The following is a 22567-nucleotide window of genomic DNA, read 5'->3' as shown; positions in this document are numbered from 1 at the left end:
GCGGACGGGATGGGAGCTGGGGTGAGTGGTGGGAGTGCAGCTCCCTAAGGTGTCACGGAGATGCATGGTTTACGCAGAGTGAACGCATGGGTACGCCAAGGTCATCAGTACTGCGTACCGTGGGGGGAAGCATGCGAGTTTCAGAGTTCTACGGCCTCAGCCGAAACCAAGGGACGCTGGATTTCGTCGACGTAGACATAGTGAAAGACGTTCCTGTTTACATTGACCCGAGCACAATCCGGCACCTTTCGGATGACTGGGGCAAAGAATGTATTCGAATGCTCACTACGTTCTTCGACAGCGTTCTCGATGCGGTACGCCAAAATGACAAGCCTCGCGCTGACTACCTTCTCGGAAACCTAGGGGAGCCAAACGAGACTCATCTAGGAATGTCCATAGGGGCTAGCGCAGGAAGAGGTTTCGGGAAATGGATGCGGGAGGAGTTTGCCTCCAAGCTGGCGCAAAGCCAGGCCGCGAAGACGGGGCTGATTGAGGACCTGGAAGACACGGCCTTCTTTATTGATAAGGTCGGAAAAGACATAATCTCGGACGTCACAACAAACATCATCCGAGGCCCCCTAATCGCGTACACGCATCAGATGGCTCTCGCCCTTGGGATCCCTCTAATCAAAGGCGTCGACAGCGGGCCAGTCTGGAATCCACAAAAACTCAAGTGGGAGAATGGGCTCATCGATTTGCCACTCCCGGACGGCAAGAAGCTGCTCCTTGTGCCAAAAGTAATAGTGCGCCGCGATCTGCACCTTTCGCAGTCGGACTACTACAGCAATCACCTGGTGCCAACGCTGCAGGCCGAGGAGGAGGCGGATCCTCGCAGCAAGCTAGTCAGGGTCCTTAAGGGCGGCAGGAGGAAGGTGTACAAGAAGGAGATCGAAGGGAAATACGGGACGAAGAAGCCTGACGTAAGGCGCGAAACGCTTGTACGTCCTTCGGTCTACCGAAACTTCAAAGAGATCAAAAATAAAGTGGCGCCTGACGTGATGTCCCACGCAGACCTAAGCGCAGCCAATAACACGCCATTGCCAGACTACGATGCACTCCTTCAGGCTGTACTGGAAACTCCGACCGGGAACGCCGAGGCGAATAACTATCACGCACGTGTGGAGGCACTCCTGACAGCGCTGTTCTATCCGTCGCTCATCATGCCTGAGATGGAACACGAGATCCACCAGGGCCGCAAGCGGATCGACATCACTTACACGAACAACGCGAAAGACGGATTCTTCGAATTTCTGATTCGCCACAAAATTCCTGGGCAGTATATCTTTGTCGAATGCAAGAACTACGGGCACGAAGTCAACAATCCGGAGCTTGACCAGCTTTCATCTCGCTTCTCTCCGCTGCGAGGGAAGTTCGGAATTCTTGCGTGCCGCTCATTCAAGAATAAGGATCGATTCCTGGCCCGGTGCCGCGACACCGCCCTCGACCGCCGAGGGTTCGTCGTAGCCCTGGACGACGACGACATGTCCCAGCTGGTGGAAGAGGTCAAGACTGCCATCAATTGGACTCCTCCAGGGGGGCCGCCTAAGCAGCCCGAGGTTCCTCCGCGTGTGGTGGACTACCCGATCTTGCGTGAGCGCTACAAGCTCCTTGTCAGCTGAGGTCCGGGTGAGTGTCCAATTGCGTGACAACCGCGACGCGCAACCGCGAAACAACTGTGGACGTCAGCGGACCATCAGTGCAGGTGACAGACACAGCAACCCAGGGCCAGCGAGCACTCCGTCGGGACGAAGAGGTTGTGCGCCACGACGGTGCGTCTGTTGGACGCCGAGGGTGTTGTCAGTGCTCGGCCCTACGATCCCTCTATGCAAAGAGGAGCGATCACGCGGGAGTCCGTGCTCAAGGTCCTGGCGGAGCATGACGAGTTGGGGCGTGAAGCATTCCTGTCGAAGTATGGGTTCGGGGAGGCGCGGTCCTACGTCCTGGTGCACGAGGGCCAGGAGTACGACTCCAAGGCCGTTGCCGGGGTGGCCCACAAGTGGGATCAGGGGCGGGCCCTCAAGCCGGTCGAGTTCAGTGGTGGCAAGGATCATGCCGCGGCATGGCTCAAGCGAGTGGGCTTCCAGGTCAAGGCCATCAAGAAGTCTGCCCTCCTCCAGTTGCTTCCCATCTTCGCGGAGGTGGACCGCAACGAGAAGTTCCGCAACTCCAACGGTGTCGCACGCAAGACGTTCGACATCGCCACTCGCCACCCGGAGTACCGAGGGAAGCCCACCAATGGTGGCGCGCTGGATGTCGCTGTGCTGCACGAGTTCCTTGCCCGGCCACAGGGGATGACCGAGGCCGCGCGGCTGATCCGTCAGGGCATCACGACCGGCGAATTGCAGTCCTTCGCGCCGACTGAGGACGAGGAGTTTGGCGACGATTTCAGCGCGCCCGAGGGGCGGCTGCTCATGCGCCGGCACAGGGCGCGTGAACGGAACAAGAGCCTGCGCAAGAAGAAGATCGCTTCTGTTCTTCAGCGTGGCAGACAGCTCGCTTGTGAGGCGTGTGGCTTCGACTTCGAGAAGATCTACGGGGACCGCGGTGCCGGGTACATCGAGTGCCATCACGCCCTTCCCCTCCACGTAGCGGGGGAAGGCCGCACCAAGCTCAGCGATCTCGCCCTCATCTGCGCCAACTGTCACCGCATGATCCACCGGCGTGCGCCATGGCCGACTCCTGGAGAGCTGAGCGCCTCGATAGAGCAGAAGCATGCAGACGACAGGCGGGCCGCGGCGGCTTTGACGCGACCGCGCAGGGCAGCTGACGAGCAGATGCCGAACCCGTGAGCTGACATTCAATGCCCATCAACGACGGCGCACAACGGTAGCCCCGAAGAACCCTGGACGGCAGCCGAGGTAGGGCCCGACAGGGCGCTCAACTACCTCCGGTCAAACTTACAAAACAGGTGTCTCCCAAGCGCAGCCCGCGCAGATCCCCGGGACGGACGCTGGCCGTCAGAGCACGGGGAGATGCTGCCATGCAGGACGTACCTTTCGACTGGCCGGAGACGTCTCCGGCACACGCCGTGATCGCTCACTTCCAAGTAGGCGGCGACGACCCTGGTGAACCCGACCAATGGCCCAATCCCTTCAGGCCGACATCATCGAGTCGCTGCCGGGCATGGGTCCTATAAAGCGGATACGAATCTGCCTTGCCCAGTTCGGACGAGCAGAAGCCCCTCCACAACAGATCGGTGCTGCGGTCCACAGTTGAGTGTTGTCGCAAGCGAAAAAAGCGTGGTCTGCTGACTTCCAGTGGCACAGCGCCAGCGCCGATGCTTGTTAGAATATTCCGAGCGCGCATAAGATCAAATTTGCCCGAGCAGTTCGGGAGATGCCACGGCAACCAAAATGTTCAAGCTCTCACCCCAAGTGGGATTCAATACGAGAAAGGGTAATGGAGAGCCAGGAGGGAAATCCCTCCTCTTCCCAGGCGTAGAAATGAACATCATCCGACTTTGCTCGATTATGAACCTCGCAAAGCCAAAGCCCGTTTTCTACAGCACTTCGGCCACCTAGACTGTAGGGCCAAAAGTGATCAATCTGATGAGTCGCATGCAGTCTTGGACAGTCGTACCCCCATATGAGGCGCGATGCACAACGAGTAATTCTCGGGCGAACGACGCTGAACGAACGGGATCCGATACATTTCGCCCACTCCTCCCGCGAGAGAGGGGTGACCAGTGGGTTGATGAGAGCCAACGCTGAGGGTAGGGATCGGCGAGCGCATGCGTCCGCGTAGCGGACTTCCCACATTTCAGCTGAAATACCATCAAGTTGATTTACGGTCTCTAAGTAGCTGAAGGCGCATTGAAAACGCAGACGCATAATCTCTACGTCGATCACCAGTTGATCTGCAACTCCGACTGACTGGACAAATCGCCGTAGTGTTTCATCACCACCACGATTTCAAGCGGGTTTGCATAGTTGCTACTCAAATGCAAACCCTTCCCTTCCATCTCCTTATAGCGCAATGGGCGACCGATGGTTTTCGCATCCAGGATCTCGTAATCGCCGACGTTGGAGGTCTGCCCGGTCACCTTTACATGCGTTGTCGTCCCCGCGTTATGGCTTCCTGTGGCCCCTCGCAGCATCTTGTACTGCTCTTTCCCCTGCTTGGCCGGGCGGCCTGCTGGCGTCAGCTCGCTGAAGGTAAGAACGACAGCGGCCCCGTTCCCCTTAAGGTGATCAGCCAGGTTTCCGCTGGCTTCGGGGAGTTTGCCATAAACCAGTGCGTCTTCGAGGACGCTTCGAGCAATTCGCTTGCTGACAGTGTTGGCTGGGCCACTGAGAGTGCGAACCCACGAAAAGTCCCAGTTCGTGTTCTGGAATTTTAGATCCTGCAGCAGGGATGAGTAATCTGCCGTCGATCCATAGGCCAGGTTCCGCGCTAGGGTGCCGACTAGAAATGCCTCTTGCATGATGGCCTGTTGGCTTTGTCCCTTCCCGAAGAAAACCGACGTAGCATGATTTCCTACGGTTTGATGGAGGGCAATGTAGGCGTGACTCAATTCTGCCGCGAGTTCGGATGGGTTGAGGTGCGCCCGGTTCTGCACGGGCTGATTGTAGTAGTGACGACTAATCAAATCGCCGAGCGCGCTGCACTTGAACGCGAATCCTCCAAAAGTTGGACTCGCCGTCCTGTGTTCGTTGAACTGAACGTTATTAAAGAACGGGTTCGATTCGCCGCGAAATGTAGGGGTGCGGCACAGTTCGACAACAGTTTCAAAGGCACGCTTGGAGGCGTCGCTAGAGTTTCGACTCGGTGAATATTTCCCCAAGTCGAAAGCGTAGGTTAGCCATTCGTTGTGCAGCTCGTCCAGCTTCGTAGCTGCTGTTGTCACTTGAGCGAACAGGTTTGCAAGCAAGGGGCTGCTATAGGCGTTACTTCCATCATCTAGGAGGAGCACGACAGGAACAGGGTCTCCAGACTGGGCAGATTTACTGAGTCCGGTGATCCGGTGCTGTCCGTCAAGAATCCAGAGCGGTTTTTGGGTAGGGTCTTTCACGTCATCTCGTACCTCGACGATATAAGTCCCCGTATTGTACGAGGTGGCATCAATACGCTTGGGTCGAATTTCGATGCCAGAGGTGAAAGCATTCTTTGCTAGTAGCACTGGATTTGGCATAATTGCGCCTGAGTCGTCGAAAACTTCGGCGATCTGCGCAACGCGATCATGGTTAATTGGGCGTTGCCAATCTCGGACGGGCTGCGCGGTAATATTTGCTGCGATCTGCTGATGGTCGGTCTGCCGCGTAAAAGCGGGAGCAACTGCGATGTTTGAGATTTCTGCTGCAGAGGCGAACCCTATGTAGATGGGGAAGACCTTGTTCCCGCTTGAGATGCTAGAACGTAGGCATTCAATCCGCATTCGCTGCTCCCAGCCACTCTCGACTACACCCGGCGATCATGCTAGCAGCGACAGACTCAGTGGGCTTCTAATTTGACGCAGCTTCTATAGGTAGCGCCGGAGGCCGCCTCCCGGAGGCAACAGACGTGGGCGTGCCTCCTCGACGTGTACCGCTGGCCGTGGACCAAACGTTGCAGTTAAGCGAGGGGCCGAGGATCTGAGCGAGCCCGGCTCGGCAACTGCAGTCGCCTGCGTCTGCCGGGCGGCTTCGCCGGCCGACGTCTCCTCGTGGGCCTCGCGCTCGATCTCGTGCAAGGAGGGCTGAGTCCCAAGAAAGTGGCAGACCGGCTTTCGGCATGATGTTCGACAACGGCAGGCGCTCTTAAACTGGCCACGTAGCTGTCAGCGGCAAGGTTGGCGAGCACCCCGCGCTCAAGGAAGCCGCCGACCAGCTCGCGGGCAACCCCGGTCGGCGGGTACAGCGAACACCGGGTCCCATACCCATACTTCGCCTGGCACCGAAGCAACATCGTCGAGTAGAGCCTCAGTTCGGCGTGCTCTCGTGCCAGATCCGTGCCAGATCAAGCGGTCAACCACGGACACTCGGAGCCCGTTGCGAGGCTGACACCCGGCGGCAGGCTCGACACGTGGCACGCACGACGACCAGCGAGGACGTATCCACGCTCGACGCCAGGCTTACAAAGCAGATGTCGGCGGTTCGAAACCGTCCGCGCCCACCAGCCAGAACGCCCCCGCAGCGAGCCGCTGCGGGGGCGTTGACGGTAGTAGGTGACGGCAGCCGTCCGGCGGTATCGCCCTGCGCCGGGTGGAACCTCCCCCACGAGTTCGGGTTCCGCAGGCGGCGCACAGGCGATTTGTGGGCACGAGGTAGAACACCGTCCGTGACTGCCCGGATCGTTGGAAGCTCACTGGCCAGGAGCAGCAGCCGGGCGAAGGTCCCACGGATGAGCTGATCGCCTCAGCCATGGACGCGGCCCGTATGGCAGAGCCATACCCGGAACTCCTCGCCGTCAGCTCGCACCTCTTGGCCGTCGGTACGGTTCCCGCCGGCAGTGCCGACCAATGGCCCTGACCTGCGGACGGGGCCATGGCGCCGGGCCGTCTACGGCACTGGATGAACCATGCCTAAGCCCGGAGTCCTGGCAGGCGGAAGTCCAGCCGGAAGCGAGTGACGGCGGCCTCCTCGCAAGAATGGTGCGACCGACTCCCCTCATTCCTTGGCTAGTTGGCTTAGCTCCCGTTCTTGATGCAGAATCCCGTTCACCAGGGCACGCCGCAGCATCAGCTGCACTACTGCGTGCCCAGCAGATCGGGGGAAACTGTGCCCGGGGGACCACTTCCGATTCCGCCTGACCTCAAACTGGCTCCTGGCAAGGGCGGACTTGTGGGGAAGTTGCGCCGCGTCAGGCGGTCGAGAAAGGCGCTCAAGGGTCTGACTCAGTGGGTGATCGACTGGGGCGTGCCGCTTGCCTTCGGCGCGACGCTTCTCTTCATGTACGCAGCTAGTACGACATCAGCCAAAGCGGTCTACAGAGCCTTCACACTCATTGACCCGCCTGACCGCCTTGCGCTTTGGCTACCGTCCCTCCTCGGCTGGCTGCTCGTGCCGGCAATTATCGGTGGCGTCGCTGGCCATGTTATTGCGCAGCGCATCAGCAGTGTTAAGGCCATCTCCACCGAGAGGCTATTCCGTCGACGCACCTGGGGGCAGCGGCTCAAGCCGCCTGGCCGCATTCCTGACCTGCGCGGATACTTCCACGGCACCTACGCGCAGCAGAACTTCGTTGATGCCTGGGTGCGGGTAGCCCATCGGAACGACTGGAGCCGAGCACAAGACCACTGGGAGGTATTCATACGTGATGTCCTCTCCACTCAGCAGTTTGCTCACCTGGACCGACACGAATGCCTGAAGCAGGCCAAAGACACGGCGCACCTAGCATTGGTGATAACCGCCCAGATGGGTATTTGCATCGTGTGTGAGCGGAGGCGCTAGGCGTGCGGGCAGAAGACGCAGTTGAGATCGTGAGGGCGTCTCTCGCTCTCGCCTTCCCTGGTGCCTCAGCCGAAGGCCTATCAAGGGCGGCGGAACTTGTGGTTCGGTGGGGAGCGGAAGGTGTTGCGGAGCACCTTGACCAAGCCCTGACGCGAAGAATGTTGTTGGATCTGCTTGTTGTCTCAGGTGCACCGGCCCCGGAGCTGGCAGACCGGCAGTCACTTCCCAGCGGGCCTACTGCCTGGTGGAGGACTTGGTCGAGACCAGAAGAAGGTCCGGAACTGCCGTTCCGGCCTCCTGGGTCCGAGCCGCCACCCGACCCCGATCATCCACCGGGGGAGCCGCGGCGACGGCGTGAGCCACCCTTCTGACCTTGCATCGCTAGGAGGCGAAGGGGAACAGCCCCGGACGTGACGGCACTTCTTGACGGCAACGTCTGCACACGAGTGCAGTCATAGACGTTCACGCGAGGCGCGTCTGGGGCTGCCCTCTAAAGTGGTCTCCACGTGCGCCTCGCGCCCGGACGAACTTACAACGCAGATGTCGGCGGTTCGAAACCGTCCGCGCCCACCCATAGGCAGCACGACAAAGGCCCAGGTCACCGGTGCAGAACCGGGAGCCTGGGCCTTGTTCGTTCCTCAGCCGCGGGGGCAGGGAGAGGTGTCGTGCCAGTCACGTGCCAGATGCGTCGCCGGGCTCTGCCGGCCGGACCTTTCTGATCTGGCCGTCGACGTGCGCGGCGATCACCTGGTCACGGCCGTTCACCAGGTGCTGGTAGATCTGTGAGGTAGGCACTGAAGGAGTCCCCCACTCGCTGCATCAGCCCACGGTCGGTTGCTGATCCGGATGGTGCAGTCGGCGGCTTGCTGCGTTGCGAACGCGGCGACTTCGCCCCCGCTCAGCGAGCAGCCTGAGGGCCTCGGCCGAGGTGACGATCTGTGCGGCCGATGCTGTGCGCTGGAACCAGTCGGATGCGGTGGTGACTTCCTCGGCGGTCCACGGCTCGTCCCGCGCGATTGCCCTGAGCAGGGTCCACTCGCGCAGACGGCGGGTGAGGAAGGGACGGTCCCAGATGACCGTGGCCATGCTGCGGGCCCAGGCGGTGAACGCCGGGTCGGTCAGCAGTTTGGAAGCCCGGCACTCAAGATGGCGGTTGACCGCGGCCTCCGCCATCGACGAGACCGGGTCACGCAGCACGGTGGCCACCAGGGCGGCTTCGTCCGCCTCCGGGACGTCTTCCAGGTCCTGCAGGTAGCGGCGGTAGCGGTGGTGCTCGGCAGGTTCCTCGTCGAAGGGCTCGTCACTCACGCGGCGATGGCCAAGCGGCGTTGGATGGGCGGCACCTTCGCAAGGGCCTCGGCTGCCTCGAGCGCGAATGCTGCCTGCGGGTTGTCCTGAACCAGGCGCAGCCAGTCCCTGACCGACGCGAGTTCGGGAACTCCGACGATTTTGGTCGGACCACTGAGGCGGCGAGTCGAGAGAATCATGGCTGTGAACTGATCCGTTGACGTGACGAGTACGACGTCGTGCTGGAAACTCGAGACGCACTCCATCACACCCCGGGCCGATTCGTGCTGGTCGGCCACGATGAGGATGTGCTGCCCCAGTTCATCGATCGTGCCGTCAAGTCCCGACAGGAAGTTCAGGAAACCGGGGATGTGCTTGTTGTGCAGCTCGTCGATTACCCGCTCGCGACCTTCCGTGAAGCCCGATGTCTCTGCGTATCGGAAGGCCAGGCGAACCGCGTTCGCCAGCGCGAAGTCGATTTCCGTCATCTCTTTGCGGCTGGGGTACGTGGAGCCGTCGTCGAGGCTGTGCTCGGACAGCCAATGGTTGACCTCGGTCCAGAGCCATGCCTGTGACCGCCCGACCGTTCCCTCGGCGGCAGGGAACGGTGCCCCGCCGGCTTTGCGGGTCCCAGTCACCCATTGGCTGACATTCTGCCGGGAACGGCCCGTGCGGTCGGCGATCTCGTGGATCCCCACGAGATCGCGATCCAGTCGGCGCACGTGCAGTTGCGGCACTGCGGCATGCGCTGCGGCTGCCGCCTCCAAAGCGGCCTGAACGGCGGAGTCGCCCGACCACGTGACACTCAACAGGTCGACGCCGCCGGCTCTCGCCAGTAGCGCGTCGCACCGTTCAAGCAGTACGTCTACGGCAGCATCGTCATCAACGGTCACTCCCGAGACAACAAAAGTGAGGTCGAAGTCCATGATGTGCCCCCTAGTCGTGGCGTCAGCATCCCAGAGCTGTTGTCATTCGTCAACAGTGAAATAGGGGCAAAGATGGGCAATGGTGGTCGCGCTTCAATCCCGCGCTCTGCCGGTGAGGCTCCGGTTCGGTGCGTCCGGGGGGAGTGGGCAGCGCGAGGCGAGGCGGTCCACCTTGCGGGCGTGCGCCCCCTCGTTCTGGGGTGATCCCGCGATCGGGATGGCCGTGCACAGGCCCTCGCAGGGGCAGTACAGCTTGCCCCAGTGTCCTTCCTTGCGGACTACCCAGCCCTGGGACGCCCACTTCTCCAGGACGTGTCGCACGTCCTTCTTCGGGTGCTCCGACGGTTTGAGTTCGCGTCCCACCATCCGCTCACCGCCCCCGGCTGTGAGCGGCGGGTGTGGCATATGGCCGGAACCCCGCAATCCGCGTAACTCTGACGCTGGGGCGAGCGTGGGTCACTGGAGATTGCGCTCCTCTGGTACCGGCCGCATGAAGTGACGAACGAACCTCGAGGGCAAGATCATTCATCTATCGGAGTGGTGACGCTCCGACGTCGGCAGGATACTCCAAATGGCGGACATCTCGTCGGAAGAACGCGGTCGTCGTGCCAGATTCGCGCAGGTTGTGTACGCGGGCGTCGATTGATTGCGTGCCGTCTTGGCGGGATTCCGCCGACGATATGGCGAGTAAGTGTTGATCATTTTGATCAGGAGTGCGGTGACCGTGCCAGTTCGAAATGAAGAGGTCTACTTCTCGAGTGACTCGGGCAATTGAACCGAAGTGTCACCCGACCCGGTTGATATTCGTACCTGTCAGCACCTGCTCCGGATAGGGGCGGGCGCGAGGGTCTACGCCCGCCCGTCGGGGTGCCATGGGGCAGCGGTCGGCACCGGCACCGGCTTCTGCCGGAATCTTCCGGGAGGGCCGGCGCCGCGGGGTCCGCGCAGATCCGGAGGCGATGCGGAACACGAGCGGGACGCGCGGCTGTCGTGGAACGAGGCCTTTGGTGCCCGAACGGGAACCGCAGGAGAGGGATCGTCCCCTTCGTTGCCGACAGCAGGCAGCCGGACCGTGACCGGAGTGCCGACATCACCCCATGATGCCAACCGGACCCGCCGCATACCTTTGCCAGCAGGGCGGTGGCGAGACGGAGCCCAGAGGTGGGGCGGGTGCGTGACGTCGCGGCAATGGAACCAAGGGGTGGGGGACTTGAACAACACGGCAAGCGGGGGCGTCTCCGGTGCGCATGAGCGGAACGCGTCCACAGGCGGCTTGAGTCCTCGTACGTCTCTCGTCGCATGTCTGGTGCTGGCACTGCTGCTGGGCGCGTTGTCGGCGCTGGTGATGGTCCCGGCGGCTCAGCACCTGCGCTCCCTGGCGGACGGCGAACGGGCTCGAGGGACGCTGCACACGCGGGGTGCATGCATGGCGGGTCAGTGTCAGGTCAGGTTCGAGGCGGCCGGGCGGACCGTGGTTGCGGACCTGCCGACGGGCAGTGGCGGTGGCAAGGACTCTGTCGGCACGCGGCTGACCGTCCGGTACCAGGCGGACGACCCGCAGGTCGTCGCACGGGAAGAGGATGTCGGTGGCGGCGGGGCCGCGCTGCTGGCGGTCATGTCGGGTGTGAGCGCCCTGCTCTTCCTGGTCGTGTCGGTCGTGGCGGCGGTCTTCGTGGCGCGGCAGCGGCGCTCGGACTCCGTGCCTGCCCCGGCCGTCCAGGAGGAGCGGCAGCGCGATGGCGAGTAGAGCGGTACTGCGGCGGCCCCGGGCGGGCGGGATGACCGCCGGCGCGGACCGGCATCGCGCAGGTTGCGGCGATGAGCCCGCCGGCTCGGCAGTCGCGGGTCATGAGCCCGTCCGACCGCCGCCGGGAAGGGACGTCAGAATCGCCCGCCATGGCAACGGCTGAGCCGCCGGACCCTCGCGGGGCTCGTGGAGCGGCCACACGTCCGGTCCGTGGACGAGGTGCACACCCGCCGCGCTCAGGGCCCCGATGTGCTGCTTCCACGCCGGATGGCGGGCGTGCGCCGCGTTGATCCGAGGGAACAGCACCACGGGGACGCCGAGGGTGCCGATGCCCTCGCTCACCTGTGTCAGTGCCTGGTTGTCCGCGATGCCGGTGGCGAGCTTGGCCACGTAGTTCGCGGTGGCCGGGGCGACGACGTAGCAGGTGGCGACCGGGTGGGGTCGGGGTTCGGCCGGCAGGCGCGGTGAATCCCGAACCGGCAGGCCGGTCAGTGTCTCCAGCCGGTCCAGCTCGCCGTTCGCCCTCAGCCATCGGCCGGCATTCGGTGTCAGGGTCACGGCCACCTGCCAGCCGAGGGCGATGGCCGGCTCCACGAGCCCGGAGCGCAGCTGCTCGACTCCGTCGGCTGCCGAGCCCACGACTCCCAGTACCCCGCGGTCGTATGCCCGCACAGTCCCACCGCCCCCGCGTCGATTGCGTCTCCAGGACCAGCAGTACAGCAGAGACGCGCCATGACCGGAGCGGTGAAGGCCGCCCGTGGAGCAGGGGGTTGCGGTGCGGGGAAGCGCTCCGGCCGGAGGATGGCTTGCTCCGAGGCCACACAGGCACCGACACGGATGCCGTGGACGCACACCCCCGTGGGCGCGGCGGCCCGGTCGCTCAGCCGCAGGAGTCGCAGACGCCGGTTGCCGGCAGCTGGACGAAGCACCCCGCACACACGCGCGGCGGTGGCTCCGGAGCTCGGCTGCGCCGACGTTCGACGGCTGCCTGGTACCTGGGGGCGAGCGCCGGCCTTCCCCCGTCCGGAGGGAGCGTCGCACCGAACCTCTGGTAACACGTGAACCGCGCTTCGGCAGCGTGCCGTTCGCGTTCCTCCACCCCCTGCAGGGGCGGCTGCCCGGCGATCTCAAGAACTTCCTTGTAGCCCACGCCCACCATGCCGTCGTCCTTGTGCACGACCAGTGCGGTCAACGGGGGGTCACCCCTCCGGTGCGCCTCACGGACCACCTTCGCGAGGACGGAACCGATCCAGTTGTGGAGCAGGGACCGGGTGTGGATGCCGGACCTCTGCTGCACCTCTTCCCCCAGCTCCTTGTAGGTGATGACGGCGTGGTAGGTCCGCGCTACGTCGATCAGTACCGCATAGGCCTCTTGCGCCCACTTCTCACGGTCGTCCTCTGCGTCGTGCCGGCCCACTGTTCCCCCTGAGGTCGCTGCCCGCCCGGCAGTCGGGCCGCTGCTCTGTACGCGGCCGGTCCATCCTGCCCGTTCGGTGGTCCGGGCGTCCCGGGATCGGGCGCGAAGGGACCGTCGACGGACGCGGACCGGCGGCGCCGCAGGCTCCCGGGATGCGGTCCGCCGGGGGCCGGGGGACCGTGGAGGCATGTCCGGTCATCCGCATGTGATCGTGTACCCGCCCTCGCCGTCCGGCGGGCGGCGGGTGACCGTGCGCGGGCAGATCGTCGGGCTCGCGCACGGGCGCGGGGACGTGGCCGCGTTCCTCCGGCGGTCCGGGCTCGCCGACGGTGCCGAGGAGATCGACCTGGATCAGCCGGAGTTGATCGAGTGGCGAGGCGGAGACCTCGACACCTGGAGGTGAGCCCCATGAAGCCGCGTGGAGCCCCCCGGGGCGAGGTGTCCATCCAGCCGCCTCCGGGGTACTACGGAGCCGGTGGCGCGGAGCCCGACGCCGCGCAGCGCGGCCTCATCCTGGACTGGGTGGTCAGCCGGCGGATCGCCGCCGGGTGGCGGGTTGAGTCCCGGTCGGGGAGCCAGGCCGTTCTCGTGCGGGGGCAGCCGCTCAACCATGTGCTGCACGCCCTCCTGACCGTCTTCTCGTGCTGTGCGTGGGGCCTCGTATGGGCGGTGCTGGCCGCGACGAACAAGGTCGAGCGCATCGCCCTCACCGTGGACGCCCAGGGACAGGTGGTGACCGTCGGTGCTCCCTGAGGGGCGTACACCGCCCCCGAGAGCGTCGCGCGTGCGCCGCGTCCGGGAGGCGTCCGCGGCGGCCCCGCCCCGGCGCACCGGTGCCTTCCTGACGTCCGGGTGAAGCCGTCGCGCGGGGCCCGACCACCCCCGGACTCCGCCGGGCCGCCGTGAAGCGTCCGTCGAGTGGAGGAAGCCATGGCCTCGTCAGCACCGTCCGCACCCGGCTCCGGTGCCCCGCGATCGGCCGTCCCCGGTGAGCCGCTGCCGTCCGGCCCCGGCGTCCCGCGTCGTTCCCCGAGGGCCCGCGCGATGGGTGTCGACCCCGCGGGCCCGGGCCCGGGGCTGCGTCCCGGCCGGCTGCCGTACCTGCCACCGGGGGCGACCGTCGCGACAGCGAGCGGTACCGTCCCGCTCCGGGCCCTGTGCACGGACCGCTCGAAGGCGGCCGTCTGACGTGGGACCGGGAACGGCCCTCCTCGCCGCCGACGCGTACGTCTACGGGTCGCCGCTGGTCCGCGAGCTGTGCGCGGTCCAGGCCGGCCTCCAGGAGGGCTTCGGGGTGCTGGGGCCGGCGCCCTTCAACGACTTCGCCCACGCGGAGGGGCCGGCCACACCGGCCGCCCGCGTCCCGTGGGGCGCGAGTGACCTCGTCGAGGCGCTCGCTCAGCTCGATCTGTCCGGCGGCCCGGTCCGGCTGCACGTGCCCGACACCGGCGGTGCGTACTACGTGCTGCAGTTCGTGGACACGTGGAGCAATTCCTTCACCTACCTCGGCAGCCGGGCGACCGGCACGGGCGAGGGGGAATGGCTCGTCGTGCCGCCCGGGTGGTCCGGGACGGTGCCCGACGGGGTGGCGGGCGTGATCGACGCACCCACGTCCGTGGTGTCCCTCGTCGGGCGGATCGCGTGCGCCGACCCGCGGGACCTGCCCCGGGTGCGCGCGCTGCAGCAGGAGCTCACCCTGACGCACCTGGGCGCGCGGGCGCACCGTACCGGACTGCCCGCGCCCGACCCGGACGTACCGGAGGCCCTGCGCTTCTTCGAGCAGCTCCGGGTGTGGGCGGCCGATTTCCCGCCCGCCGCGCCCGACCGCGCCTATCAGGACCGGTTCCAGCCCCTGGGACTCCTGGAGGAAGGGCCCTCGCCCTACGTGTCGGCCGGGCCCCGGCTCGTCCGTGCGCTGGGGGAAGGGCTTGCGCTGGGCAGATCGCGGGTGGAGGAGGCGGTCCGCTCGCAGGAAGCCGCGCACGGGCCGCCGGGTGCGTGGGAGGTGCGTCCCCACCCGGGGGACCGCGGCCTCGACCGCCACGGCGTCGGCACGATCGGCCCGTCGGAGTGGCAGACCGCGGACCGGGAGGCGTCGTATCTGGTCAGGGCGGTGGCGGCGCGGGAGGCCCTGTGGACGCCCCACGGGTACGAGGCCGTGTACGCGCACACCGCCCACGACTCCCGGGGGCGCCCGCTCGACGGTGCGCACCGCTATGTGCTGCGCCTGGCCGAGCCACCGCCGGTCCGGGCGTTCTGGTCGGTGACCATGTACGACACCCCGGGACACCATCTGGTCGCGAATCCGGTCGACCGGTACGCGATCGGCGACCACACGCCGGGACTCGTCCACGACGCAGACGGTTCGCTGACCCTCCACCTGTCCGCTGATCCGCCGGCGGATCCCGCCCGTGCGGCCAACTGGCTGCCGGCGCCCGCCGGGGGATTCGGGCCCGTGATGCGGCTCCACCTGCCCGAGCAGGCGGTTCTCGACGGGACCTACGTCATCCCGGCCGTCGAGCGGGTCGAGGGTGTGTGACAGCCGGGCCCCTTGTCAGTGGCGCGGTCCACACTGGAGACATGTGCCGCAGTATCAAGACCCTCCGCCCGCCCGCCATCCCCGACGAGGCCACCGAGGAGGAGATGAGAGCAGCCGCCCTGCAGTACGTGCGCAAGGTGTCCGGCTTCCGAGCGCCCGCCGCGCACAACGAGGAGGTCTTCGACCGCGCCGTCGCCGAGATCGCGGAGGCGACCCGGCGTCTGCTGGACGGCCTGGAGGTGCGGGGAGCCGCCCGGGCGTGAGCCGCGGAGCGTGCGGTCAGAGGCCGGCCGGGACCCCGGCGGGTACCGCCTCCGGTATGCGGGCGGGCCGCCGGACGACGAGTGCTGCCAGGGCGCCCGCCAGGAACAGGGCGAGCACGGAGACGGCCGTGCCCAGCCAGGTCGCGCCCAGCCACTGCCCGCCGAAGTAGCCGAGGCCCACGCTGTAGCCGGCCCAGGCCACTCCGGCGAGTGCCGACCACGGCAGGAAGTCCTTCGCTCGGCGGTGGGCGGCGCCCGCGCCCAGCGAGACGACCGAGCGGCCGGCCGGGGCGAAACGGGCGATCACGACGAGTGCGCCGCCGCCCCGGCTCAGTGCCGCGCCGAGGCGGGCCTGTGCGGTGGTCAGGCGGCGGGACCGGGCGATGGCCCGGTCCAGGCGCTCGCCGCCCCGCCAGGCGAGGCGGTAGGCCAGGAAGTCGCCTAGCACCGAGGCCGTGGCCGCGCTCAGGACGAGCACCAGCAGGGACGGGACCTGCCGGGTGGCCTCACCGGCGGTCGCCGTGACGGTGGTCGTGCCCGCTGCCGCCGTGGCGGCCGCGATCACCAGGACCCCACTGGGCAGGACGGGCAGCAGGACGTCCAGGAGTACCGAGAGGGCGACCACCGCGTAGATCCATGGGCTGCCAGTCAGCGCACCCATACTCTCGAGCACTTTCCTACTCCCCGTTCCGTAGCGACGTAGCGACGTATCGATGTGTCGACGCCGCGACGTCGCAGGGGAGCGGCAGGAGCGGCTGGGCCGACTCTCCAGAATACGCCTGCGGTTCGCCCGGTATTCGCCCGAGGGCCGGCGATGTCGTGCAGGTCACGTACGCCCCGGCCGCCTGTGACTACGGCGGCCGGGGCGCGTGGGTGCGGAGCGGGGCGGGCCGGTCAGACCGAGACGGCCGACGCCTTTTCGCGCCGGGGCTCGCCCTCGTGCGTGGAACGGGCGCGGGAGGAGAACAGCCGGTCCACGGCCAGGGCGCCCGGGCCCGTGAAGACGAGCAGCAGGAACGCCCAGCAGAAGAGGGCGGAGGCCTCGCCGCCGTTCTGCAGGGGGAACAGCGATTCAGGCTGGTGAACCTTGAAGTACGCGTACGCCATGGAACCGGAGGCGATGAAGGCGGCGAGGCGGGTGCCGAGGCCGAGGGCGACCAGGGTGCCGCCGACGAGCTGGATCACGGCTGCGTACCAGCCGGGCCACGTGCCGGCGGGGACGGTGCCGCCGCCCATGGCGCCGCCGAGGACGCCGAACAGAGAGGCGGCGCCGTGGCAGGCGAAGAGGAAACCGATGACGGCACGGAAGAGGCCGAGTGCATAGGGTTGGGCCTTGTCCAAGCGTATGAACATGGGGGGTGGCTCCTTCGGTCTGGGGACGTGAACCGAGCGGGCCCCACACGTTAGGTACGCCTCATGATTGCTTGCAAGTTCAACATTCCGTGACTGGCTGAAACTCGTTCATCCGTTCGACGTCAGCGTGCGTTCCAGAACGGTCTCCAGCTGTGCCCCCGTCGGCCTTTCTCTGGCCTGAACCAATGTCAGAACAGCTTTCCGGCCATGCAGGGTCAGGGTCATCAGCTGGTTGCCGAACCAGGGTCCGCCCGTCTTGCGCCAGTCCATCGGTGCGGCCCCCGTCCGCCCGTGGAGGGCCAGCCCGCGACCGAGCCATCGGCCCGCCCTGCTCCAGCCCAGGCGGAAGCCGGCCCTTATCGTGGCGGGGATCGAGTTGTGCACGGGAGAGCAGGTCAGCTGCAGGATCCGTGCGCCGCTCGTGTCGTCCGGGACGGAATCGGACCAGCGGGGTTCCGCGACGTACGCGTGGTGCACATCACCCGAGAGCACGCAAACCGTGGCAGGGGCGCCGGGCCCGCGGCCCGCCTCCCGCAGCAGCTCCGACAGCTGACGGAAGGACTCCGGGAACGCCGCCCAATGTTCCAGGTCACAGGCGCGCCTCACCTTCTCGCCGATCCGCGCCCAGCGCCCGTCCGGGCCGCCGCGCTCCCCCCGGCACAGCGCCGCGTTCCACGTCTCCGCGTGGTGGACGAGCGGCGGCAGCAGCCACGGCAGCGAGGTGCCGATGAGCAGGTGGTCGTACGCGGCCCGGTCGGTGAGGACCTCGTCGCGCAGCCAGCGGGCCTCACCGGCGTCGAGCATCGACCGCTCCTGCTCGTCCAGGACACGGGCCGCACGGGTGTCCACCATGAGCAGCCGTACTCGGCCGAAAACGCGCCGGTAGCTCCACCGGGTGCCCGCAGGATCGGCGTCGGCCTCGGCGGCGTGCCGGCGCAGCGTCTCGGTGGCGTCCGGCGCGGCGCGCACCGCCGCGTACAGGGGGTCGGCGGCCAGGGCGTCGGGGGAGAGGTTGCCGAGGTGCTGGTAGACCCAGTACGACATGAGTCCGCTGACGATCCGCTCGTGCCACCACGGCGTGCGCCGCATGTCCTCCAGCCAGGCGCCGCTGGTGTTCCAGTCGTCGATGACGTCGTGGTCGTCGAAGATCATGCAGCTGGGGACCGTGCTCAGCAGCCACCGCACGTCCGGGTCGCGCCAGGACTCGTCGTAGAGGTGGGTGTACTCCTCGTAGTCCGCGACCTCGGCCCCGGGTGGCTCCCCGAGGTCGCGCCGGGCCGCGATCCGCTGCCGGGTGGCCTTGGACGTCTCGTCCGCGTAGACCTGATCGCCGAGCAGCAGCAGCACGTCGGGGCGTACGGCGGTGGGATCGGCGGCGAGCCGTGCGGCCAGGGTGTCGAGGGCGTCCGGGCCGATGGCGTCCTCCTCGCTCGAGCGCAGCCGAGAGCCCGGGGACAGGTCGTGCCCCCCGGCGGGCGGAGCCGCCCAACGGCAGGAGCCGAAGGCGATGCGGACGGGTCCGGCCTCCTCCGGCTGCGGCACGGCGGGGGTGGTGATCGTGCTCGGTGGGAAGCGGGAGCCTTCGAGCGGCCAGGCGCGGCGGCCGTCGAGCAGCACCTCGTACGCCGTCGACGAGCCGGGCGTCAGCCCCGTCACCACGACCAGCGCGTAGTGGTGCCCCTCGACCGCGAAGGTGGGGGACGAGCCCGACGACCCGTCGGCGCAGCGGACCACCGCGGTGCAGGGACGGGTCGTCTCGACCCAGACGGTGGCCCGGGAGCCGGTCTCCCAGTCGACGTACCGCAGCAGTGGTCCCAGGCGTAGCCCGGCCATGTGTGCCCTCCTCGCGTCGCCGTGACCGATGGCTCCGTAGGGTACGGAACGACGGAGGAGGGCGGGTTGGTTCCGGCCGTGGTCAGGGTGTCCGGCGGCCGGAGGCGCGAGGTGGGTCAGCAGCCGTTCAGCACGGACTGGAGCGCGCTCTTCTCGGTCGAGTCCACCGTCATGCCGTAGTAGTGCTTCACGTGCACCCAGGCGCGCGCGTACGTGCAGCGGTAGGCCGTGCGCGGCGGCAGCCACTCGCCCGGGTCCTGGTCGCTCTTGGACTGGTTGACGTTGTCCGTGACCGCGATGAGCTGGGGCCGGGTCAGGTCGTTGGCGAAGGACTGGCGCTGTGCCGTGGTCCAGCTGCTCGCGCCGGAGCGCCAGGCCTCGGCGAGCGGCACCATGTGGTCGATGTCCACGTCGGAGGCGGCGCTCCAGGTGGCGCCGTCGTACTGCGAGTACCAACTGCCGCTGGTCGCGGCGCAGGCGGAGTCCTGGACGACGTTGGTGCCGTCGCGCTTCAGGACCACTTCGCGGGTGTTGCAGGCGCCCGACTGGGTGATCCAGTGCGGGAACTTGTCGCGGCTGTAGCCGGTGGACGAACCCTCCGCCGAGACGGTGAGCTGGCCGAGGTAGGTGCGGGCGGTCGCGGCGCTGACCGGGGTGGGCATCGCGGCCTGGGCGGTCGGGGCGGTGAGCAGCCCGGTGGTGGCGGCGAGTGCGGCGGAGGCCGCGACGACGGCTATGCGACGCGCGTAGATACCTGACATGCGAACTCCCTTGATGTGGGGGGACCTTGGGCGGACGGCCTGTGGGCCAGGCCATCGTGGCGGCGCCGGGTTTCTGCGGGATGGTCGCCAGGTAACAGAGTGGCGACATGCGCACGTCACATCAAGAGGTAGGGAAGTAGGTCTGACGTCCCGTCCGAAATCTGTTCGACGGCGAGGCGTGGACGGTCGCAGGTGCAAGAGGGTGTATAGGGGGGGTTCGTGACGGTGTGACGGCTCGGCGGCCGGGGCGCCACCGGGTGTCCGGACGGTGGACGCCCAGGGCTCCGGCGCGGCTCGGCGGACCTATCGTGGCCGCGTGCTGCTTCCGGTCACCCCCGCGCTCGGCGTCGTGCTCGCCGTCCTTCTGGTGTTCGCCGCCGCCGTCGCCGCGGGGGCTTCGCTCGGCCGCGCGCGCGAGATCCTCGTCGCCGGTCTGCGGGCCGCCCTGCAACTGGGCGCCGTGTCCCTGCTCATCGGCTGGGTGGTGCACTCGCTGGGGCCGCTGCTCGGCTTCGTCGCGCTGATGTTCGCCGTGGCGGTGTGGACGGCCGGGCGCCGGATCACCGCCAACAGGACCTGGTGGTGGGCCGTGCTGCCGATCGGTGCCGGTGTCGTGCCCGTGGTGGGTCTGCTGCTGCTCACCGGGCTCGTCGAGGTGCGTGGCCTCGCGCTGATCCCGGTCGCGGGGATCCTCATCGGGGGCGCGCTCACCGCGACCGTGCTCGGCGGGCGGCGGGCCCTGGACGAGCTCGGGATCCGCCGGGGGGAGGTGGAGGCCGGGATGGCGCTCGGCCTGCTCGACCGGGACGCCCGGCTGGAGGTGGCCCGGCCGGCGGCCTCGGACGCCCTGTTGCCGGGGCTGGACCAGACCCGGACCGTGGGGATCGTCACCCTGCCCGGGGCCTTCGTGGGCATGCTGCTGGGCGGCGCCTCACCGGTGGAGGCGGGCGCCGTGCAGCTGTTCGTCCTGGTGGCGCTGATGGCGGTGCAGGCGGTGGCCGTCGCGCTGGTGCTGGAGCTGGTGGCCCGGGGGCGGATGCACCGGAGGTGACGGCGGCCGGGCGGGGCTCTTCGGGGGTGCGTCGCTAGCGGGCGTCGATGTGCAGGCGGATCGAGCCGTCGCCGGCCGCTTCCACCCTGAGCTGCGTCAGGTCCTCGACGTGGGCGTCGGGGGAGAGGGCCGCGGCGCGCGGGCCGATGCCCACGATCCGCATGCCGGCCGCCCGACCGGCCGCGATGCCGGCCTCGGAGTCCTCGAAGACGATGCAGTCCGCCGGGTCGAAGCCCAGCTCCGCCGCGCCCTTGAGGAAGCCCTCGGGGTCAGGCTTGCTGGCGCCGACCAGCTCGGCGGTCACCCGGATCTCCGGCACCGGCAGGGCGGCGGCCCCCATCCGGGCCTGGGCGAGCGCCTCGTCGGCCGAGGTCACCAGCGCGTGCGGGAGGGCGGCGAGGGACGCCATGAACGCGGCGGCACCCGCGATGGGCACCACGCCGTCGATGTCGGCGGTCTCCTCGGCGAGCATGATCCGGTTCTCCGCGTAGTTCTGCTCCATGGGGCGGTCCGGCAGCAGGGCGGCCATCGTGGCGTACCCCTGGCGTCCGTGGACCACCTTGAGCGCCGCCTCGGGGTCGAGGCCCTGGGCGAGCGCCCAGCGGCGCCAGCAGCGCTCCACCACCGCGTCGGAGTTGACCAGGGTGCCGTCCATGTCCAGAAGGAGGGCGCGGGCTTCGAGGACGGTGGCCGACATCGGCAGGCTCCAGAACGGGGGAACAGCGGACAGCGCGTACGCGCTGTCCAGGAGAACAAGCAGCCCCGCCCGCCGGTCAGGGAAAACGGGCGGAGGCTACTTTGTTCCATCACGATACAAAAACCGTCGCCGGAACGCCAATCCCGCAGCCCGGGCCGCCCCCGCGGGAGCCCGGACCGACCCCGGGCGAGCCCCCGGACACCCGTGGTGTCAGTGGTTCCGCCCCTCGCCGGTGGTCCGCGCCTCCAGCGCGCTGCGGGTCTCCGGCCCGTACACGCCCGGCGGGTCGTTCTGGACGGACACCCAGCCCTGGAAGTCGCGCACGGCCCGCTCCACCCGGTCCGAGTAGCTGCCGTCGTCGTCCTCCCGGTAGACCCAGATCTCCTGCAGTCGGCGCTGGAGCTCGGCGACCTCCGGGCCCCGGTCGCCGCGCCGCAGCGTGGGTCCGGCGATCTGCGCGGGCGGAGCCGCCGACGCGCTCGGGGCCTCCGGGGCCGACGCCGAGGGCGACGGGGTCGTGTCGGCGGTGGTGGCGGAGGGGGACGCCGACGGGCTCTCCGAGGCGGAGGCCGACGGGCTCTCCGAGGCGGACGGTGACGCCGAGGCAGACCGGGAGGGCGACGGCGACGCGGAGGCCGACGGCGACTCCGACACGGAGTCGGCCGGCCCGTCGCTCGCGTCCGGAATGCTCGACGCGATCTCGGGCATGGCCTCCTCCCGTCTCTCGTCCCGGTCGAACAGGCCGCCGGCGAAGGCGGCCGTCCCCACCACCGCGACCACGGCCGCCCCCACGGCCAGGGCGGCGAACGGCCGTCGGCGTCGCGGCTGGACGGGCTCGGGGCCGCCTCCCGCGTAGGCCGCGGCGGTACGCCGATGTGTCTCGTCCGCCGCGTCGGAGTCCGGCGGCGGGCCCGCGGGGCCGCCCGCCGTGCCGCCGCCGGCCACGCCGCCCAGGAAGAGCGGCATCGTCGTGTCCGCGGCGGGTGCGGTGTGCGCCGGCGTGTCGTCGCCCGACAGTGTCACGTACGGCCGGATCCGCAACGGGTCGAAGTCCTCGGCCGCGGCCATCTCCGCGGAGCGCGCGGCCCGGTGGTCCTCGCCCTGCTGCCGGGCCGTACGGGCGGCACCGCAGGCGCATGTGGGCCCCGAGCTCCCGGGGTGCGCATCCGCCCCCGGTCTCGTGCCCTGCTCGCCACCGCACTCCGGGCATATATGTCCGGTCATCGTGGGTTCCCCTCCCCTTTGAACTGCTGCGATTATGCAGGCCGCCGCCGGGAAGCCCAACGCCCGCACCGCTGCTCGGCAGGCCATAACGGGGCACAGCGG

At 67.6% G+C, this 22567-nt stretch carries 23 protein-coding genes and 1 pseudogene; 11 read left to right on the top strand and 13 right to left on the bottom strand.

Annotated features, from left to right (window positions below):
* Positions 1-131: 131 nt before the first annotated feature.
* A complete protein-coding gene (locus OG927_RS09755) occupies positions 132-1619 on the top strand; it encodes a hypothetical protein (protein WP_330319994.1) in 1488 nt (495 codons plus the stop codon).
* Positions 1620-1823: 204 nt separating this feature from the next.
* Positions 1824-2789 (top strand): HNH endonuclease, encoded by a 966-nt coding sequence (locus OG927_RS09750; RefSeq protein ID WP_330319993.1) that lies wholly within the window; start codon positions 1824-1826, stop codon positions 2787-2789.
* Positions 2790-3844: 1055 nt separating this feature from the next.
* On the opposite strand, the gene OG927_RS09745 is transcribed toward OG927_RS09750, so the two are convergent.
* Complete coding sequence (locus OG927_RS09745; RefSeq protein WP_330319992.1) at positions 3845-5374, bottom strand: ParB N-terminal domain-containing protein; 1530 nt, start codon at positions 5372-5374, stop codon at positions 3845-3847.
* A 910-nt stretch (positions 5375-6284) separates the two neighbouring features.
* On the opposite strand from OG927_RS09745, the pseudogene OG927_RS09740 reads away from it, so the two are divergent.
* Positions 6285-6446: pseudogene (locus tag OG927_RS09740) on the top strand (SAM-dependent methyltransferase); the annotation flags it as partial.
* A gap of 372 nt (positions 6447-6818) precedes the next feature.
* Complete coding sequence (locus OG927_RS09735; RefSeq protein WP_330319991.1) at positions 6819-7367, top strand: DUF6313 family protein; 549 nt, start codon at positions 6819-6821, stop codon at positions 7365-7367.
* Positions 7368-8039: 672 nt separating this feature from the next.
* Here OG927_RS09735 and OG927_RS09730 read toward each other — a convergent pair.
* The 4 genes from OG927_RS09730 to OG927_RS09715 all read right to left on the bottom strand — a co-directional run bounded on the left by OG927_RS09730 (position 8040) and on the right by OG927_RS09715 (position 9946).
* Positions 8040-8162, bottom strand: coding sequence for a hypothetical protein (locus tag OG927_RS09730; protein ID WP_330319990.1), 123 nt, complete (start codon positions 8160-8162; stop codon positions 8040-8042).
* 24 nt (positions 8163-8186) lie between these two features.
* Positions 8187-8675, bottom strand: a complete 489-nt coding sequence (locus tag OG927_RS09725; protein WP_330319989.1) for a hypothetical protein — start codon at positions 8673-8675, stop codon at positions 8187-8189.
* A complete protein-coding gene (locus OG927_RS09720; protein ID WP_330319988.1) occupies positions 8672-9580 on the bottom strand; it encodes a helix-turn-helix transcriptional regulator in 909 nt (302 codons plus the stop codon). The genes OG927_RS09725 and OG927_RS09720 overlap by 4 nt, the downstream gene beginning before the upstream one ends.
* A gap of 93 nt (positions 9581-9673) precedes the next feature.
* On the bottom strand, positions 9674-9946 hold the full coding sequence (locus OG927_RS09715; protein ID WP_056784896.1) for a hypothetical protein: 273 nt from the start codon (positions 9944-9946) through the stop codon (positions 9674-9676).
* Positions 9947-11006: 1060 nt separating this feature from the next.
* Here OG927_RS09715 and OG927_RS09710 point away from each other — a divergent pair.
* Positions 11007-11327, top strand: coding sequence for a hypothetical protein (locus OG927_RS09710; protein ID WP_242413185.1), 321 nt, complete (start codon positions 11007-11009; stop codon positions 11325-11327).
* Positions 11328-11426: 99 nt separating this feature from the next.
* On the opposite strand, the gene OG927_RS09705 is transcribed toward OG927_RS09710, so the two are convergent.
* The gene (locus tag OG927_RS09705; protein WP_307840667.1) at positions 11427-11966 is read right to left on the bottom strand and encodes a flavoprotein; all 540 of its coding nucleotides are present in this window, start codon (positions 11964-11966) and stop codon (positions 11427-11429) included.
* 241 nt (positions 11967-12207) lie between these two features.
* Positions 12208-12744, bottom strand: coding sequence for a hypothetical protein (locus tag OG927_RS09700; RefSeq protein ID WP_330319987.1), 537 nt, complete (start codon positions 12742-12744; stop codon positions 12208-12210).
* 187 nt (positions 12745-12931) lie between these two features.
* On the opposite strand from OG927_RS09700, the gene OG927_RS09695 reads away from it, so the two are divergent.
* The 5 genes from OG927_RS09695 (at position 12932) to OG927_RS09675 (ending at position 15546) form a co-directional block, all read left to right on the top strand.
* Positions 12932-13147: a hypothetical protein gene (locus OG927_RS09695; protein ID WP_056784883.1), complete on the top strand. Its 216-nt coding sequence runs from the start codon at positions 12932-12934 to the stop codon at positions 13145-13147.
* Between the two features lie 5 nt (positions 13148-13152).
* A complete protein-coding gene (locus OG927_RS09690) occupies positions 13153-13497 on the top strand; it encodes a hypothetical protein (RefSeq protein ID WP_209470604.1) in 345 nt (114 codons plus the stop codon).
* A gap of 177 nt (positions 13498-13674) precedes the next feature.
* Positions 13675-13932, top strand: a complete 258-nt coding sequence (locus OG927_RS09685; RefSeq protein ID WP_330319986.1) for a hypothetical protein — start codon at positions 13675-13677, stop codon at positions 13930-13932.
* Position 13933: 1 nt separating this feature from the next.
* The gene (locus OG927_RS09680) at positions 13934-15283 is read left to right on the top strand and encodes a DUF1254 domain-containing protein (protein ID WP_330319985.1); all 1350 of its coding nucleotides are present in this window, start codon (positions 13934-13936) and stop codon (positions 15281-15283) included.
* Between the two features lie 41 nt (positions 15284-15324).
* Positions 15325-15546 carry a DUF2277 domain-containing protein gene (locus tag OG927_RS09675; protein ID WP_056784870.1) on the top strand — a complete coding sequence of 74 codons (222 nt, stop codon included), beginning with the start codon at positions 15325-15327 and terminating at the stop codon, positions 15544-15546.
* 16 nt (positions 15547-15562) lie between these two features.
* Here OG927_RS09675 and OG927_RS09670 read toward each other — a convergent pair whose 3' ends face one another.
* The 4 genes from OG927_RS09670 to OG927_RS09655 all read right to left on the bottom strand — a co-directional run bounded on the left by OG927_RS09670 (position 15563) and on the right by OG927_RS09655 (position 19493).
* On the bottom strand, positions 15563-16207 hold the full coding sequence (locus tag OG927_RS09670) for a DedA family protein (RefSeq protein ID WP_164494200.1): 645 nt from the start codon (positions 16205-16207) through the stop codon (positions 15563-15565).
* 233 nt (positions 16208-16440) lie between these two features.
* The gene (locus OG927_RS09665; protein WP_124282514.1) at positions 16441-16899 is read right to left on the bottom strand and encodes a DoxX family protein; all 459 of its coding nucleotides are present in this window, start codon (positions 16897-16899) and stop codon (positions 16441-16443) included.
* 108 nt (positions 16900-17007) lie between these two features.
* On the bottom strand, positions 17008-18732 hold the full coding sequence (locus OG927_RS09660) for an alkaline phosphatase D family protein (protein WP_124282515.1): 1725 nt from the start codon (positions 18730-18732) through the stop codon (positions 17008-17010).
* Positions 18733-18848: 116 nt separating this feature from the next.
* The gene (locus OG927_RS09655) at positions 18849-19493 is read right to left on the bottom strand and encodes an HNH endonuclease family protein (protein WP_056784855.1); all 645 of its coding nucleotides are present in this window, start codon (positions 19491-19493) and stop codon (positions 18849-18851) included.
* Between the two features lie 316 nt (positions 19494-19809).
* Between OG927_RS09655 and OG927_RS09650 the strand changes: the two genes are divergently transcribed.
* Positions 19810-20544 carry an ABC transporter permease gene (locus OG927_RS09650; protein WP_056784852.1) on the top strand — a complete coding sequence of 245 codons (735 nt, stop codon included), beginning with the start codon at positions 19810-19812 and terminating at the stop codon, positions 20542-20544.
* Between the two features lie 34 nt (positions 20545-20578).
* Here the strand turns inward: OG927_RS09650 and OG927_RS09645 are convergent, their stop codons facing one another.
* Together OG927_RS09645 and OG927_RS09640 are read right to left on the bottom strand one after the other, a co-directional pair.
* Positions 20579-21241 (bottom strand): HAD-IA family hydrolase, encoded by a 663-nt coding sequence (locus tag OG927_RS09645; protein WP_124282517.1) that lies wholly within the window; start codon positions 21239-21241, stop codon positions 20579-20581.
* Between the two features lie 210 nt (positions 21242-21451).
* On the bottom strand, positions 21452-22465 hold the full coding sequence (locus tag OG927_RS09640; protein ID WP_056784845.1) for a peptidoglycan-binding domain-containing protein: 1014 nt from the start codon (positions 22463-22465) through the stop codon (positions 21452-21454).
* Positions 22466-22567: the final 102 nt, after the last annotated feature.

The sequence above is a fragment of the Streptomyces clavifer genome (assembly GCF_036345975.1).
In the GTDB taxonomy this organism is placed as follows: Bacteria; Actinomycetota; Actinomycetes; order Streptomycetales; family Streptomycetaceae; genus Streptomyces; species Streptomyces clavifer.
Note: the sequence above shows the minus strand (reverse complement) of the source record. Positions and strands in the feature narration are given on the sequence as shown.